The sequence below is a fragment of the Salinispora mooreana genome, from assembly GCF_000379065.1.
Classification (GTDB): domain Bacteria; phylum Actinomycetota; class Actinomycetes; order Mycobacteriales; family Micromonosporaceae; genus Micromonospora; species Micromonospora mooreana.
Genome location: NZ_KB900614.1, coordinates 1,278,601 through 1,292,779, shown reverse-complemented (window position 1 = coordinate 1,292,779; position 14,179 = coordinate 1,278,601). Strand labels below are relative to the sequence as shown.

15 protein-coding genes are annotated in these 14,179 nt (G+C 71.8%); 12 read left to right on the top strand and 3 right to left on the bottom strand.

What is annotated here, in order from left to right; translation table 11 throughout:
• Positions 1-75: 75 nt before the first annotated feature.
• On the bottom strand, positions 76-339 hold the full coding sequence (locus tag SALPAC6_RS27245; RefSeq protein WP_223874402.1) for a hypothetical protein: 264 nt from the start codon (positions 337-339) through the stop codon (positions 76-78).
• A 288-nt stretch (positions 340-627) separates the two neighbouring features.
• Between SALPAC6_RS27245 and ssd the strand changes: the two genes are divergently transcribed.
• The 7 genes from ssd to SALPAC6_RS0106155 all read left to right on the top strand — a co-directional run bounded on the left by ssd (position 628) and on the right by SALPAC6_RS0106155 (position 5,663).
• On the top strand, positions 628-1,680 hold the full coding sequence (gene ssd / locus SALPAC6_RS0106185; RefSeq protein ID WP_018252557.1) for a septum site-determining protein Ssd: 1,053 nt from the start codon (positions 628-630) through the stop codon (positions 1,678-1,680).
• The gene (locus SALPAC6_RS0106180; protein ID WP_018252556.1) at positions 1,677-2,882 is read left to right on the top strand and encodes a TadA family conjugal transfer-associated ATPase; all 1,206 of its coding nucleotides are present in this window, start codon (positions 1,677-1,679) and stop codon (positions 2,880-2,882) included. Before ssd ends, SALPAC6_RS0106180 begins: the two co-directional genes overlap by 4 nt.
• Positions 2,879-3,868 (top strand): hypothetical protein, encoded by a 990-nt coding sequence (locus tag SALPAC6_RS0106175; RefSeq protein ID WP_018252555.1) that lies wholly within the window; start codon positions 2,879-2,881, stop codon positions 3,866-3,868. The genes SALPAC6_RS0106180 and SALPAC6_RS0106175 overlap by 4 nt, the downstream gene beginning before the upstream one ends.
• A complete protein-coding gene (locus SALPAC6_RS0106170) occupies positions 3,865-4,626 on the top strand; it encodes a type II secretion system F family protein (RefSeq protein WP_018252554.1) in 762 nt (253 codons plus the stop codon). Before SALPAC6_RS0106175 ends, SALPAC6_RS0106170 begins: the two co-directional genes overlap by 4 nt.
• A gap of 19 nt (positions 4,627-4,645) precedes the next feature.
• Complete coding sequence (locus SALPAC6_RS27240) at positions 4,646-4,819, top strand: DUF4244 domain-containing protein (protein WP_018252553.1); 174 nt, start codon at positions 4,646-4,648, stop codon at positions 4,817-4,819.
• Positions 4,816-5,220, top strand: a complete 405-nt coding sequence (locus SALPAC6_RS0106160) for a TadE family type IV pilus minor pilin (protein ID WP_018252552.1) — start codon at positions 4,816-4,818, stop codon at positions 5,218-5,220. Before SALPAC6_RS27240 ends, SALPAC6_RS0106160 begins: the two co-directional genes overlap by 4 nt.
• 89 nt (positions 5,221-5,309) lie before the next feature.
• Positions 5,310-5,663: an Rv3654c family TadE-like protein gene (locus tag SALPAC6_RS0106155; protein WP_018252551.1), complete on the top strand. Its 354-nt coding sequence runs from the start codon at positions 5,310-5,312 to the stop codon at positions 5,661-5,663.
• A gap of 140 nt (positions 5,664-5,803) precedes the next feature.
• Here the strand turns inward: SALPAC6_RS0106155 and SALPAC6_RS0106150 are convergent, their stop codons facing one another.
• Both SALPAC6_RS0106150 and SALPAC6_RS0106145 read right to left on the bottom strand, forming a co-directional pair.
• On the bottom strand, positions 5,804-6,382 hold the full coding sequence (locus SALPAC6_RS0106150) for an LURP-one-related/scramblase family protein (protein ID WP_018252550.1): 579 nt from the start codon (positions 6,380-6,382) through the stop codon (positions 5,804-5,806).
• Positions 6,383-6,507: 125 nt separating this feature from the next.
• Positions 6,508-8,916, bottom strand: coding sequence for a DEAD/DEAH box helicase (locus SALPAC6_RS0106145; RefSeq protein ID WP_018252549.1), 2,409 nt, complete (start codon positions 8,914-8,916; stop codon positions 6,508-6,510).
• Positions 8,917-9,067: 151 nt separating this feature from the next.
• Between SALPAC6_RS0106145 and SALPAC6_RS0106140 the strand changes: the two genes are divergently transcribed.
• The 5 genes from SALPAC6_RS0106140 (at position 9,068) to SALPAC6_RS0106120 (ending at position 13,954) form a co-directional block, all read left to right on the top strand.
• A complete protein-coding gene (locus SALPAC6_RS0106140; protein ID WP_018252548.1) occupies positions 9,068-9,403 on the top strand; it encodes an STAS domain-containing protein in 336 nt (111 codons plus the stop codon).
• The gene (locus tag SALPAC6_RS0106135) at positions 9,403-9,837 is read left to right on the top strand and encodes an ATP-binding protein (RefSeq protein WP_018252547.1); all 435 of its coding nucleotides are present in this window, start codon (positions 9,403-9,405) and stop codon (positions 9,835-9,837) included. Before SALPAC6_RS0106140 ends, SALPAC6_RS0106135 begins: the two co-directional genes overlap by 1 nt.
• A 416-nt stretch (positions 9,838-10,253) precedes the next feature.
• Positions 10,254-12,602 carry a sodium-translocating pyrophosphatase gene (locus SALPAC6_RS0106130; RefSeq protein ID WP_018252546.1) on the top strand — a complete coding sequence of 783 codons (2,349 nt, stop codon included), beginning with the start codon at positions 10,254-10,256 and terminating at the stop codon, positions 12,600-12,602.
• Positions 12,603-12,722: 120 nt separating this feature from the next.
• The gene (locus SALPAC6_RS0106125) at positions 12,723-13,259 is read left to right on the top strand and encodes a hypothetical protein (protein WP_026189361.1); all 537 of its coding nucleotides are present in this window, start codon (positions 12,723-12,725) and stop codon (positions 13,257-13,259) included.
• The gene (locus tag SALPAC6_RS0106120; protein ID WP_018252544.1) at positions 13,250-13,954 is read left to right on the top strand and encodes a hypothetical protein; all 705 of its coding nucleotides are present in this window, start codon (positions 13,250-13,252) and stop codon (positions 13,952-13,954) included. The genes SALPAC6_RS0106125 and SALPAC6_RS0106120 overlap by 10 nt, the downstream gene beginning before the upstream one ends.
• The last annotated feature ends 225 nt before the right edge of the window (positions 13,955-14,179 follow it).

Below are 14,179 nucleotides of genomic sequence, written 5' to 3'. Positions count from 1 at the left end.
CCGGACCCTGACGACCCCCGTCTTCCCCCCGACGGGGGTCGTCTCTTTGTGGGAGCGATGACATCCCACGTGGTGTCACCCCACCGGGGCCGGCTGGGGCTGGGAGGCGGGCGGAAGCCAGGCGCAGACTCCGAGTCTCGGTTGTTCCGCCCGAGGTGCGCTGATCGCGGCTTCGATCCGTAGCCCGATCCCGGTAGCGACGAAGACGCCCGACAGGATGTGTGGATCCGTTGACCCGACGTCGTTCGACGACGTGAGAGTCGAGCCGAGGAGGCCGGCGAACAGGGCCACGCTACCGAGGCCACGGACGGTGGAAGCCCGTTGCGACGCAGGGCTCACCCGCGGACCATGCCGGAGCCCCGGCGCGGCGCCGTCCGGGACAGAGCCGCCGGCACCCGCTGCGATCGCGGGGGTCGGCCGCCGCTGAGGCGCCGCGGGCATAGCAGATCAACTATTCCGGTGGACTCTGTCCACAGGTGCCGTCCATGTCCACAGATCGGCAGCCAGGGCCGCCTCGGGTCGGTCGGACCGCGCAGGCTTCCACACCAGCGAAGCCCGAGCCGACTGCTGGAGGCCGTGATGCCACCTCGCCCCGCCGTACCGCCCCCGCGCCGCCTGCCTCTCCTCGTGACCTCCGACGACGCGCTTCTGGACGACCTGCTGCGGCTCGCCGCGGCCGGTGGCGTTGAGGTCGACCTCGCACCGGACCCGGTGGCCGCCCGGTCCCGCTGGTCCCCCGCGCCCTTGGTGCTGGTCGGCAGCGACCAGGCACAGCCATGCCTGCGGGCGCGGCTGCCGCAGCGGCGGCGAGTGGTGCTGGTCGGCCACGCCGGGCACCTCGACCCTGGCCGGGATGTGGCCGACCTGATGGGTGCCGAGTTCGTGGCCGTCCTGCCCGCCGCCGAGCCCTGGCTGGTCGACCGGTTCGTCGAGTGCGGTCTGGAGCAACCTGACCCGGTTACGGCTCGCCTCGTCGCCGTCCTCGGCGGACGAGGTGGTGCCGGCGCCAGTGTCCTCGCCGGCGGGCTCGCTGTTACGGCGGCCCGCTCCCGGCTGCGGACGCTGCTGGTTGACGCCGATCCGCTCGGGGGTGGGCTGGATCTGGTGCTGGGTTGGGAACAACTGGGCGGGTTACGCTGGCCGGCGCTGACCGGCGCCGGCGGCCGGGTGGACGCCTCGTCGCTGGTGCAGGCCCTGCCCAGCCGGGGAGACCTGGTGGTTCTCTCGTGGGACCGAGGTGATCTTCGGTCGTTGCCGGCCGTGGCGATGGCGGCGACCCTCGACGCTGCCCGGCGGGCTCGCGACGTGGTCGTGGTTGACCTGCCCCGCCACCTGGATGACGCGGCGGTGACCGCCCTGCAGTCGGTCGATCGGGCCTTCGTCGTGGTACCCGCCGAACTCCGCGCGACCGCTGCTGCCGCTCGGGTGGTCAGCGCCGCCGCGCCACACTGCGCCGACCTTTCCCTGATCGTCCGTGGTCCCGCCCCCGGCCGGCTCAAGTCCACCGAACTCGCGCGGACGCTCGGGCTGCCGCTGGCCGGCACGGTGCGTCTGGAGCCGGCGCTCGGCCGCGGCCTGGAACGGGGCGAAGCCCCGGCGGCGGACGGGCGGGGCCCACTGGCCGCCCTGTGTCAACGACTCCTCACCGAACTGACCGGCGCGGCGCCGGGTGCGGCATGACCGCGGTGGACGGCGGCCTCGCCGCGCGAGTCCGACAGCGAATCGCGTCCTCGTCGGCACCGGTCACCCCGGCGGCGATCGTCTCCGCCGTACGTGCCGAGTCGGCCGCCGCGGTGCTCGGCGACACCACGCTGCTCCGCCTCGCTGACCGGGTGCACGACGACCTGGTGGGCGCCGGCCCGCTGGCCCCGCTGTTGGCCGATCCACGGGTCACCGATGTTCTCGTCAACAAGGTTCACGTCTGGGTCGACCGAGGGGAGGGCCTGAAAGAGGTCGCGGTGCCGGTCGGGTCGGTGGACGATGTCCGCCGGCTCGCGCAGCGACTCGCAGCCAGCGCGGGCCGGCGACTGGACGACGGCTCACCGTACGTTGACGCGCGGCTCGCCGACGGCACCCGGCTACATGCGGTCCTGCCACCGGTGGCCACCGACGGTCCGTACCTGTCCCTGCGGACCTTCCGGCAGCGGCCGATCACTCTCGACGAGATGGCCGGTCAGGGGGCCGTGCCACGGGCAGTCGCCCCGGTGCTGGCCGCGGTGGTGGCGGCTCGGCTCGCGTACCTCGTGGTCGGTGGCACCGGCTCCGGCAAGACCACATTGCTCAACACGCTCCTCGGCCTGGTTCCCGACACGGAACGGATCGTTCTGGTGGAGGACGCGGCGGAACTGCACCCCGCACATCCGCATGTCGTCGGACTGCAGGCCCGCAGAGCCAATGTGGAGGGTGCCGGCGCGATTGGTCTGACTGATCTGGTCCGGCAGGCGCTGCGGATGCGACCGGACCGCCTCGTTGTCGGCGAGTGCCGGGGCCGGGAGGTGGTGGACCTGTTGATGGCCCTGAATACCGGTCACGAGGGTGGTGCCGGGACGCTACACGCCAACACTCCCTCGGATGTGCCGGCTCGGCTCGAGGCGCTCGGTCTCCTCGGTGGATTGCCCCGGCCCGCACTGCACGCTCAGGTGGCGGCGGCGCTCCAGGTGGTGCTGCATGTTCGCCGCGCGGATGGGGGACGGGCCCTGGATTCCATCTGCCTACTCCTGCCAGAAGGCCCAGATCGGCTGGTCAGAGCGGTTCCGGCCTGGGGCCGTGACGGCGGTCCCGGCCCGGCGGCCCGGACACTGGCCGAGTTGCTGGGTGAGCGGGAGGTGGCGGTGCCACCGATCCTTCGGGGGCCTTGGCCCGGTCCGGCAGGTGTGGGGTGACCTCCGTTCAGCTCCTGCTACCGCTGCTCTTGGTCACCCTGACGGTCGTCGCGGCTTGGTCGTTGGCCTGGCTCGTCCGTCGACGGGTTCAGACCTCCGGTGGTGCGGGTGCCGCTGACGATCCACTGGTGACCTGGGTCGCCGGTCTGCGGCACAGCAACCCGCCGCCCAGACGTGGGCGCGCGGCGGACATCGCGTGGTCGAAGCCGGCTGTGGCGCGGCCCCGGCGGCGCGGGCAGGACCGTTTGGCAGGGCCGCCGTCCCGGCCTGACTCGAGGCGTCCGAGCGGGGTAGCGCCCCCGATCTCCGGTGGCCGCCGGGATGGTTCGGTTTCCGGCGCGCGGGTGGCGGGTGCATCGCCGACCTCCGCCCGGTACCGCTCCCTGGTGGAGGTGCCCCGGCGCGCTCTGCTGCTCTCGGCTGTCCTGGCCGTCGCCGTGGGGGCCCTGCTGGGCGGCCCGGTCGCGGCTGTCGTCGCCGGTGCGTACGGCACGTGGGGAGTCCGGGCGCTGCTGCGGCTACGGGCGGCCCGGCAGTCCGACCAGCTTCGCCGCCGTCACCTCGAGCAACTCTGTGATCTTGCTGCTGACCTGCGGGCCGGTCTGCCGGTGGGCCAGTCCACGGCGGTGCCGGCGGCCGGGGGTTCGGGCGGCACCGTGATCCGGGCAGCTATCCGGCTCGCTGATCGCACCGGTGCACCCCTCGCCGACCTGCTGGAGCGGATCGACGTGGACGCCCGCGCCGCTGACCGGGGCCGGGCCGCGGCGGCGGCGCAGGCGGCCGGGGCGCGGGCGACCACCTGGCTGCTCGTGGCGCTTCCGCTCGGTGGCATTGGTCTGGGATACGGCATCGGAGTCGACCCGGTCGCAGTGCTGCTGCACACGGCGGTCGGCGGTAGCTGCGCGGTCCTCGCTGTCATGCTCCAGGTCGTTGGGTTGTTCTGGGCGGAGCGGATCACCACGGTCCGCGGTAGGGACATCGGATGACCCCGCCGGTGCTGACCGCCGAGCGTCGGTCCGTGTCAGCCCTGCTGAGCAGACTCGGACGGAGGAGGCGTCGTCCGATCCGTCGGCTGCGCGACCTCGACCGAGTCCCGCCCGGTCCGCCGTTGATCAGATCAGCGGGTGCGACCCCAGCGGAGTCCCGGCACCGGCGGGACGCGATTCGGCTCGTCGCAGTGCTCGCTGCCGTGGCGCTCGCCGTGCTGGCCGGCGGAGTTCCGGGCCTGCTCGGCGCCCTGCCCGTGGCGGTGCTACTCGACCGGCTGCTGCGTCGGGTCGAGTCACCGGCCATCCGGGAACGACGCCGACAGGAGAACGCGGCCCTGCCGCTCGCCGCTGACCTGCTCGCGTCGGCGATGCGCGCCGGTGCCCCGGTCGACCAGTCGGTGCTGGCGGTGGCGGAGGCGATCGACGGGCCCCTCGCGGAGCGGCTCGCTCGGGTCGGGCGTCTCCTGCGCCTCGGAGCGGAGCCTGCGGAGGCCTGGTCAACGCTTGCGGCGGTGCCCGGCGCCGAGCGCCTGGTCGGCGCTGCGCTCCGTTCGGCAACCAGCGGGGCTTCCCTGGCGGGTGCCTTGACCCGCCTCGCCGATGATCTGCGGGCCGACCGGACCACGGCGGCCGAGGCGACAGCCCGTCGGTCCGGGGTGCTGATCGTGCTGCCGTTGGGGCTCTGCTTCCTACCGGCCTTCATTCTCGCCGGCCTGGTGCCGGTGATCGTCGCCGTTCTCGGTGACGTGCTCTGACCAATCTCGAGAAAGGACCATGGACATGCGCAGAATCACCACCCGGCTGCGAGGCGACGCCGGGATGAACACCGCCGAGTACGCCGTCGGCACGCTCGCCGCAGTCGCCTTCGCCGGACTCCTGCTCAAGGTGCTCACCTCCGACAACGTGCAGACCGCGTTGACCGCCGTCATCGACCGGGCACTTCAGTGAGGCGGTGCCGGTGGGCCGGCCGAGACCGGGGCTCCTTCACCGCCGAACTGGCGGCCGGCCTGCCGGCGCTGCTCTTGCTTCTCTTCGTTGGTCTGACAGCGGTTGACGCGGTGGGCACCAAAGGCGCCTGTCTACACGCGGCCCGGGAGACGGCGATCGCGGTATCCCGGGGTGCAGATGGGTGGGCCGTGGTCCGTGCGGTAGCCCCACCGGAAGCCAAGGTGTCGATCGACAAAGACGGGCAGCGGGTACGCGTCACTGTTCGTGCCCCGGTCCGGGCGCTCGGGGCGCGGATGCCCCGACTGGTGGTCACGGCGACGACCGTGGCCGTGGTCGAACCCGGCCCGGAACCTTTCCCGCCGGTCGAAGCCGTCGTCGGTGGAGCCGGAGCGGGCGGGTGATCGGCGGTGGAAGCGGGGGTCGTCTCGCCGCCAGCCGGGACGAGGGGGCTCGGTGGGGACAGCGGGCGACAGGCGCGGGGAGGCAGCGGATGTCCACCGGTAGCGACCGGGGCGGTGCCACCGTCCTGCTGCTCGCGGTCGGCGTCGCATTCGTCCTCTTCGGGGTGGCGGGCGCGGCGGTCGGGGTGGCGCGGCTGGCCCGACAGCAGGCGGGTGTCGCGGCGGACCTGGGTGCGCTCGCCGGCGCGGCGCGCGTCGCGCTCGGCGTCACCACCGCGTGCGAGTCGGCCCGGGCGATCGTGACAGCAAATGGCGGCCGGCTCGTCAGCTGCCAGCTCGACGGGTTGGACCTGCTGGTCACCGTGGAGGTGACCGCCACCGTGTTGCCGGGTCTGGTCCGGGCCGCCACCGGGCGGGCCCGCGCCGGCCCGCTGCGTGGCTGAAACGCACGCGCACCCCCGGCAGGTCGGCTGGCGCAGTGGACGCGAGAGCGCCGGGGGGAACGCCACGCTGTCGGGCCGCGCGGTCCCGGTGCCAGCCGCAAGCTGAGCGGGGCCTTCGGCGATGGGGCTGTGGCCTCGGATCAGCGGGACTGGAGCGCGTCCAGGGCGATGGCCATGGCGATGACCAGTCGGCGATCGAGCTGTGGGTTGTGGATCTGCACAACGTACCGGTCGCGGATACCCCACTTTTTCACGACCGAGAAGGCTGGCTGGCCGTCGGCGACGAAATCGAAGTGGTATGGCAGCCAGGACAGCGCCTCAACGAAGCGGCGGAGCAGAGCGACCGGAAGGGAGCGCTCCTCCCCGGTGACCTGAGGCAACCCGTCCTGCTCGAGCTGCCAGGTGGAGCGCAGCAGGGACTGGGTGAAGTTCTTACGGAACAGACCGATCGGGCTTCCGGCATGATCCGTGATGTCGTAGGTGGCACCCAGGTCGAGGCGCTGCCGTGCCTTGAACCCGAGTAGCGGCTGCTGCTGTGTGTCGTCGGTGTAGATGGTTACCTGTTCCTTGAAGGCAAGCCGTTTCTGCTGGGCGAACGCCAGCAGCTCCCCCTCCGAGCCGTCCGGCGTGACGGCGTGGACCTCGTACTGGTTGACGACCATCCGGATTCGCTGGCGGATGTGGAGCTGCTGCTGGGCCTGTAGCGCGTCGGGGTGCATGACATTCCCTCCGGTTCAGTGGGGCGAGGTCGAAGCGGGGAGTGGTCGCAGGTGGAGTTGTCGCAGCGGCGAGTGGTTGGAGCTCTGCGCACCGTCGGTGCGCGGAGAGCCGGGCCTATTGACGCTCACGACGCCTGGCTGGCCCGAACCCCTCCGGATGGCAGATTGGCCAGTACGATGTCGAGGACCCGGACCGCGTCCGCCTTGGACAGCGGATTGTTGCCATTACCGCACTTCGGGGACTGGACGCAGGACGGGCAGCCGGACTCGCAGCCACACTCCGCGACCACGTCCCGGGTCGCCCGCAGCCACGTCGCCGCCGTCCCGTACGCCCGCTCGGCGAAGCCGGCCCCGCCGGAGTGGCCGTCGTAGACGAAGACGGTCGGCGCCCCGGTGTCGGGGTGGGCCGCGGTTGACAACCCGCCGATGTCCCACCGGTCGCAGGTCGCCATCAGCGGTAGCAACCCGATCGCGGCGTGCTCGGCGGCGTGCAACGCGCCTGGCACGTCGGCCGGGTCGACTCCAGCCACGGTGAGGGACTTCGGCGAGATGGTGAACCACACCGCCATGGTCCGCAGTTCCCGGGCCGGTAGGTCCAGGGGGCGGGTGTCGATGACCTCGCCGGTGGCGATCCGGCGTCGCTGGTAGGAGACCACCTGGCTGGTTACGTCGACCTCACCGAGGAAGAGCCCGACCGGCCCGGCATCGACGTACGACCGGACCGCCACCACCGACAGCGACGTGACATCGCGGGCGTGGGTGGACCAGTCCGGCTCCTCGGGGTGTACCAGTGCGCACCCGTCGGCGAAGTCGAGGGTGTCGACCACGTACGAGACGCCCTGGTGCAGGTAGACCGCCCCGGGGTGCAGCAGGAAGTGCGACGACCCGCCGTCAACCGTGCCGAGGAGCCGTCCGGTCGCGGTCTCCACCACGCAGATCGGTGCGCCGTCGCCGCCACGGAGCTGCACCTGGGGGCGCTCTCGGTGGCGCCAGTACCACCCGGTGGGGCGCTGCCGGAGCGCACCAGCCTCGACCAGGGCGTCCACCGCCTCTTTCGCGCCCTCCCCGAACAGGTCCAGGTCGGCCGGGGTGAGTGGCGCCTCGGCTGCGGCGCAGGCGAGCTGCGGCCCGAGCACGTACGGATTGGTGGGGTCGAGTACGGTCGCCTCAACCGGGGTTCCGAAGACGGCTTCGGGGTGGTGGACGAGGTAGCTGTCGAGCGGGTCGTCCCGGGCCACCAGCACCGCCAGCGCCTCCTGGCCGGAGCGTCCGGCCCGCCCAGCCTGCTGCCAGAGCGAGGCGCGGGTGCCGGGATAGCCGCAGATCAGCACCGCGTCCAGCCCGACCAGGTCGACGCCGAGCTCGAGGGCGTTGGTCGAGGCGAGTCCGCGCAGTTCACCGCTGAGCAGGGACCGTTCCAGCTCGCGTCGCTCCTCCCGCAGGTAGCCGGCGCGGTAGGCGGCCACCTGGTCACCCAGTCCGGAGAACGCCTCGTCGAGGGCCCGCCGGGCGTTGGCGGCCACCGCCTCGGCCCCCCGTCGGGACCGGACGAAGGCGAGCGTGCGAACCCCCGCGGCCACCGCGTCGGCGAGTAGGTCGGCGGTTTCTCGCAGCGCGGATCGGCGCACCGGCGCGAGGTCAGTGTCGTCGGGGGAGGTGGTCGGGGTGGGCAGCGTCGGCGGCTCCCACAGCGCGAAGGTCACCCCGCCACGGGGCGAGGTGTCCACGGTGACCGCCGCCACGGGCAGGCCGGTGAGTCGTTCGGCTGTCGCGGCCGGGTCACCCGAGGTGGCGGAGGCCAGTACGAAGACCGGCGTACGGCCGAGGCGGGTGCACTGCCGGCGCAGTCGGCGCAGCACGTGTGCGACCTGCGAGCCGAAGACGCCCCGGTAGCTGTGGCACTCGTCCACCACCACGTACGCGAGCCGGCGGAGGAACCTCGCCCACTGGGCGTGGCCGGGCAGGATGCCGTGGTGGAGCATGTCGGGGTTGGTCAGCACGAACCGCGCGTGTTGCCGGATCCACTCCCGTTCGGCGCGGGGGGTGTCTCCGTCATAGCAGGCGGGGCGCACTCCGCCCAGGTCCAGCTCGGTGATGGCCCGTAGCTGGTCAACGGCGAGTGCCTTGGTGGGAGCGAGGTAGAGCACGGTGGCGCGGGGGTCGGTGAGCAGCGTCGACAGCGCCGGTAGCTGGTAGGCCAGGGACTTGCCGGACGCGGTGCCGGTGGCGACGACGACGTGGTTGCCGGTGTGGGCGAGGTTGGCGGCTTCGGCCTGGTGCTGCCACGGCGCCGCCACGCCCTGCCGGGTGAACGACGCCTGGAGGTCTGCCGGGATCCAGCTGGGCCACGGCGCGGGCTCGCCGGCGCGGGCGGGTACCCGTTCGACGTGGGTTACCGGGTCTGCGGCGTGCCGGGCGCGTAGCTGGCTCAGCAGCTCCGCGGGGGGTGGCCCGGGGGCAGCGACACGGGCAGCCGCGGGTGACGGCGGCCGGCCGGGGCGCCGCGGCCGGGGTGCCGGGCTGTCGGAGGTCACGTCTGCACACTCGCACGGGTGTTCGGGGATGGGTAGCGTTGGTCCGGGGGGCTGAGGTGCCTGCCTGCCGGGGCGCTGGTGGTAACCAGTATTACCGGTGGTGATGGTTGAATGCCCGTGGAGAGTTTACGGCTCTTGCGAGGAGGGTCTGATGGAGCTGTCGCTGGCGACGCGCACCGTGGGGGAGTTTGCGGTGGTCGTGGTCGGCGGTGAGGTGGATGTCTACACCGCCCCGCAGCTCCGGGAACGGCTGTTCGAGTTGGTCGATGCCGGGGCTGAGCACGTCGTGGTTGACCTGGGCCGAGTCGACTTCCTTGACTCCACCGGGCTTGGCGTGCTGGTGGGTGTCCTCAAACGGCTGCGGACCGCCGGTGGCTCCTTCGCGCTGGTCTGCGACCGGGAACCGCTGCTGAAGATCTTCCGAATCACCGCGCTTGACCAGGTCTTTCCGCTGTATCCGACGGTTGACGCGGCGACCGGCGCGTGATGGCTGTGGTCCGTCTCTCCTTCTCGCCCGCGCCGGTGCATGTACGCACGGCGCGGCTGGTTGGTGTCGCCGTAGCGCGGCGCGCGGGGGTCCGGCAGGGCCTGCTGGACGAGGTGCGACTGGCGATTGGTGAGGCGTGCACCCGGGCGGTGGCGTTGCACCAGCAGCACAACCTACCTGACCCGGTGCGGGTGGAGATGTCCGATTACGGGACGTATGCCGTCCGGGTGGTGGACCGGGCGCCGATCGAGGCTGGTGCCGATCTTGCGGCGTTGCCGGCGTCCGAACTGGCCCGGGAGTCGCTCAGCGAGGACGCGTTGACCACCGGCGTCGGCTTCGCGCTCCTTGCCGGCTTCGTCGATGATCTCCTGGTGCGTCCGGCGGATGGGGGCGTCGGCACCGAGGTGCAGATGGTGTGGCCGCTCGACCAGTGAGCGCCCCGACCCCGCCTGACCCCGACCCCGACCCCGACCGGGCCCGACTCCATCCCGAATCCTGCTCGGCACCGACCTGGCCAGACCGGACCGCTGCCGGGGTGCCCCCTGTCCTGGTTCCCGGGCGGGCCGGGCCGGTTGCCCTCTTGATCTAGATCGGCGCTTCGCTATATCAGAGTTTCTCTCATAGCACAGCGACGAAGATCATTCCGACACGATGGCCACCACGTGTGACCTCTGACACTGCGGAGGGCTACAGTACCCGGGTTGTCAGCAAGTGAACCCTTCCGCAGCCAGCGGGAACGGTGCTCCATCGCTGGTCCGCTCGGTGGTTGGCGCGTGCTTGCGACACCGCATCCAGGCGCCGACTCTGCGTCTCCACGGTCGGCGCGAGCGTTCGGTACAGGAGGACACAGATGTCCGACACCTTGGCCGCCGAGGGCGGCGGGATCTCCCTCACCGGGAGCAATGTCACGTACGTGGTTCTCGCCGCCGTGATCGCGGCCGTGGCGCTGGCTTTCGCTGCCGCGCTGACACGGACCGTGCTGGCCGCCGGCAGGGGCACCACCAATATGCAGGAAATCTCGGGTGCGGTGCAGGAAGGTGCCTCGGCGTACCTGTTCCGGCAGTTCCGTACCCTGGCGATCTTCGTGGTCGCCGCTGTGCTGCTGCTCTTCCTGCTGCCGGTGCACGAGACCGACGGCAGCGAGACCGCGGTGAAGATCGGCCGATCGGCCTTCTTCGTCATCGGCGCACTCTTCAGCGCGTTCATCGGGGGAGCCGGCATGTGGCTGGCGACCCGGGCCAACCTGCGGGTCGCCGCCGCAGCCCGGGAACGTGTGGGTGGCCGGGAGGCCGCCATGCGGATCGCGTTCCGCACCGGCGGCGTCGTCGGCTTCCTCACCGTCGGACTCGGTCTCCTCGGCGCGGCGCTGGTCGTCCTCTTCTACCGGAGCGACGCCCCGACCGTGCTGGAAGGCTTCGGCTTCGGTGCCGCGCTGCTCGCCATGTTCATGCGGGTCGGTGGGGGCATCTTCACCAAAGCCGCCGATGTCGGCGCTGACCTGGTCGGCAAGGTGGAGCAGGGAATCCCCGAGGACGATCCGCGCAATGCCGCCACCATCGCCGACAACGTGGGCGACAACGTGGGCGACTGCGCCGGGATGGCGGCCGACCTGTTCGAGTCGTACGCGGTGACCCTGGTCGCCGCGCTGATTCTCGGCCGGGCCGCCTTCGGTGAGCAGGGGCTGGTCTTCCCGCTGATCGTCTCCGGCATCGGTGTGATCGTCGCGATCATCGGCGTCTTCATCACTCGGCTGCGCACCTCGGACCGCTCCGGTCTGACCGCGATCAACCGGGCCTTCTACGCCTCCGCGCTCATCTCCGCGGTACTGGTTGCCATCGCCGCCTGGACGTACCTGCCGGCCAGCTTCGCCGAGTTGACGCAGGGGCTGGCCGACGTTGACCAGAACCCGCGTGTGGTGGCCATCGGCGCGGTCGTCATCGGGATCGTGTTGGCCGCCGCGATCCAGGCGTTGACCGGCTACTTCACCGAGACCGACCGCCGTCCGGTCCAGGACATCGGCCGCAGCTCACAGACCGGCCCGGCCACCGTCATCCTCGCCGGCATCGGCGTTGGTCTGGAGTCCGCGGTCTACTCGGCGCTGCTGATCGGGGCGGGCGTCTTCGGCGCCTTCCTGCTCGGTGGCAGCTCCATCACGCTGTCCCTGTTCGCGGTCGCGTTGGCCGGTACCGGCCTGCTCACCACGGTCGGCGTCATTGTCGCGATGGACACCTTCGGTCCGATCTCCGACAACGCCCAGGGCGTGGCGGAGATGTCCGGCGACATCGATGCGGACGGTGCCCGCACGCTGACCGAGCTGGACGCGGTCGGTAACACCACCAAGGCGATCACCAAGGGCATCGCGATCGCCACCGCGGTACTGGCCGCGACCGCGCTCTTCGGCTCCTACACCGACACGCTGCGCATCGCGTACGCCGACGCGGGCATCACCGATGTCGGCGGCGAGATCCTCAACTCGCTGAACGTGGCGAATCCGCGGAACCTGGTCGGTCTCATCATCGGCGCCGCGGTGGTCTTCCTCTTCTCCGGGCTGGCCATCAACGCCGTGTCCCGCTCGGCGGGGGCGGTGGTTATGGAGGTTCGCCGGCAGTTCCGGGAGCTGCCCGGGATCATGGACCGCACCCAGCGCCCCGAGTACGGCAAGGTCGTCGACATCTGCACCCGGGACGCGCAGCGGGAGCTGATGACCCCCGGCCTGCTGGCGATCATGGCGCCGATTGCGGTCGGCTTCGGGCTCGGGCCGGGCGCGCTCGCGTCGTACCTGGCCGGGGCGATCGGCGCGGGCACCCTGATGGCCGTCTTCCTGGCCAACTCCGGCGGTGCCTGGGACAACAGCAAGAAGATGGTCGAGGATGGCGCGTACGGCGGCAAGGGCTCCGAGGCGCACTCCGCGACTGTTATCGGCGATACCGTCGGCGACCCCTTCAAGGACACCGCCGGCCCGGCGATCAACCCGCTGATCAAGGTGATGAACCTGGTCTCGCTGCTGATCGCGCCGGCCGTGGTGGCCTGGAGCGTGGGCGACGACCGCAACACCGGGCTGCGGATCTCGATCGCCGTGGTGGCGACCCTGATCATTGTCGCCTCCGTGCTGTTCAGCAAGCGCCAGGGTGTGTCGATGTCTGACCCGGGCGCGGGCACGGGCAGCGCGGAACAACATCCGGAGGCGGTCCGGGCCTGACCTGTCCACCTCGCAGCGCACCCGCCCCCCTCCCGACCCGGGTCGGGAGGGGGGCGGGGTGTGGATGCCCGGCGAACCTGACCGCGGTACGGGGCGGCGCGACACCGTACGCTGCAACGCATGCGTGTGTGCCGGGCGGCAGCCGGAAGGCTGGCGGCGATGCTGGCTACGGTTGTCCTGACCGCCGGGTGTGGTGGTGGGCCGAGTCCCGGGGCGTGGGCGACCTCGGTCTGCTCCGCCCTGACCCCCTGGCGAGCCGAGATCAGGAAGCTCACCAGTAGCACCGACCAGCAGATGACTGCCCAGACCAGTCCGGCTCAGGCCAAGGAGAACCTGGTGCGGCTCTTCGCCGGGGCGGCGCGGGCCAGCGAGACCGCGCGGCGCAGTGTGGAGCAGGCCGGCGTCCCCGATGTGGAGCAGGGCGTCGAGGTATCCGCGCGCTTCCGCGCGTCGCTGGCGCAGATGCGAGACGCGTACGCCAAGGCCCGGGACTCCATCGACAGCCTCGGCACGAGCCAGTCCGCCGCCTTCTACGACGGGGTGCGGGATGCGGTCCAGACGCTGAATGAGGAGTACGAGGCCAGCGCGTTGGACGCCAGTAACCTGAACTCGGAGGAGCTGAGACGCGCCTTCGCCGAGGTCCCCGAGTGCCGTTGACCGGGCCGGTGGACGGGGAGTCGGTGCCGGGGCTCTTCCCGGCGCCCGAGCTGGCCCCGCCCGCCACCCGGGGCGGTGCAGAGCGGGCAACACGTCGGGGTGTGGCCACCGCCCGAGGCGACGACACGGGTCGCCAACTCGCCTTCTTCGGCACCGAGGCCACTGAACCCACCGTCGCCGACCTGGCCGGCCTGCTCGCCGGACCTGCCGAGGGATCCGTAATGGGGGGTACCGCCCGCCTGGCCGTGGTGGTTGACGCCGCCTGGCGGGTGCACGCGCTGGTCGCCGAGTTGGAGGCGCGAGACCTCCCCACGAGCTGGGCGGCGGCGGGCGGTGGCCGGCATACCGTGCGGACGGCGTACACGAGGGTGTTGAAGCCGCTCGTGGCGGCGTGGCTGCACGGCTCGGCGAAGCACCCGCCCGACGCTTTCCACCTGGGTGGGCGAGGGCTGCGGCTCTGGTTCGTCGCGGCGGGTTCGGTGGCGGACTCCGACGTCCTGCTCCGCCTCGGGCCGGCCATTCACCAGCGGGTGGGAGCGGCGCTCGCCGCGGTGGGGTTGCCCGCCGTGCCAGAACCGGGACCGGACGGCCTGGCCTACCGGATAACCGGACGCCGACTGCTGAACCGCTTCGCCGAACTGGTCGGCGACCCACCCTCCACCGTGCCCCGGACGGCCTGGCCGGACCGTGGTTGAGTGGCGGCGCTCAACCGCCACGGCGTCGGGGTGGGTGGCGCGGCGGCTCCCTGCCCGACCGGGTGCGTTGGGGTCCCGTTCGTCACGGGAAGCGGTGGTCAGGCCTACGGGCAGTGTACGGTGACGCCGGGTCCGGTCCCTCCGGTGTTTGTCGCCCACGAAACCGGAATCCCGGACGACGCGTTACGTTGGACATCCGGACCGTTGGGGCGCCGGCGGGGTCAA

Bases quoted from the DNA above. Each gene is read 5' to 3' on its own strand.
- SALPAC6_RS27240 (WP_018252553.1), top strand. From the start codon at position 4,646: ATGGACATGCGCAGAATCACCACCCGGCTGCGAGGCGACGCCGGGATG.
- SALPAC6_RS0106140 (WP_018252548.1), top strand. From the start codon at position 9,068: ATGGAGCTGTCGCTGGCGACGCGCACCGTGGGGGAGTTTGCGGTGGTC.
- SALPAC6_RS0106130 (WP_018252546.1), top strand. From the start codon at position 10,254: ATGTCCGACACCTTGGCCGCCGAGGGCGGCGGGATCTCCCTCACCGGG.
- SALPAC6_RS0106170 (WP_018252554.1), top strand. From the start codon at position 3,865: ATGACCCCGCCGGTGCTGACCGCCGAGCGTCGGTCCGTGTCAGCCCTG.
- SALPAC6_RS0106135 (WP_018252547.1), top strand. From the start codon at position 9,403: ATGGCTGTGGTCCGTCTCTCCTTCTCGCCCGCGCCGGTGCATGTACGC.
- SALPAC6_RS0106155 (WP_018252551.1), top strand. From the start codon at position 5,310: ATGTCCACCGGTAGCGACCGGGGCGGTGCCACCGTCCTGCTGCTCGCG.
- SALPAC6_RS0106150 (WP_018252550.1), bottom strand. From the start codon at position 6,382: ATGCACCCCGACGCGCTACAGGCCCAGCAGCAGCTCCACATCCGCCAG.
- SALPAC6_RS0106180 (WP_018252556.1), top strand. From the start codon at position 1,677: ATGACCGCGGTGGACGGCGGCCTCGCCGCGCGAGTCCGACAGCGAATC.
- SALPAC6_RS0106125 (WP_026189361.1), top strand. From the start codon at position 12,723: ATGCGTGTGTGCCGGGCGGCAGCCGGAAGGCTGGCGGCGATGCTGGCT.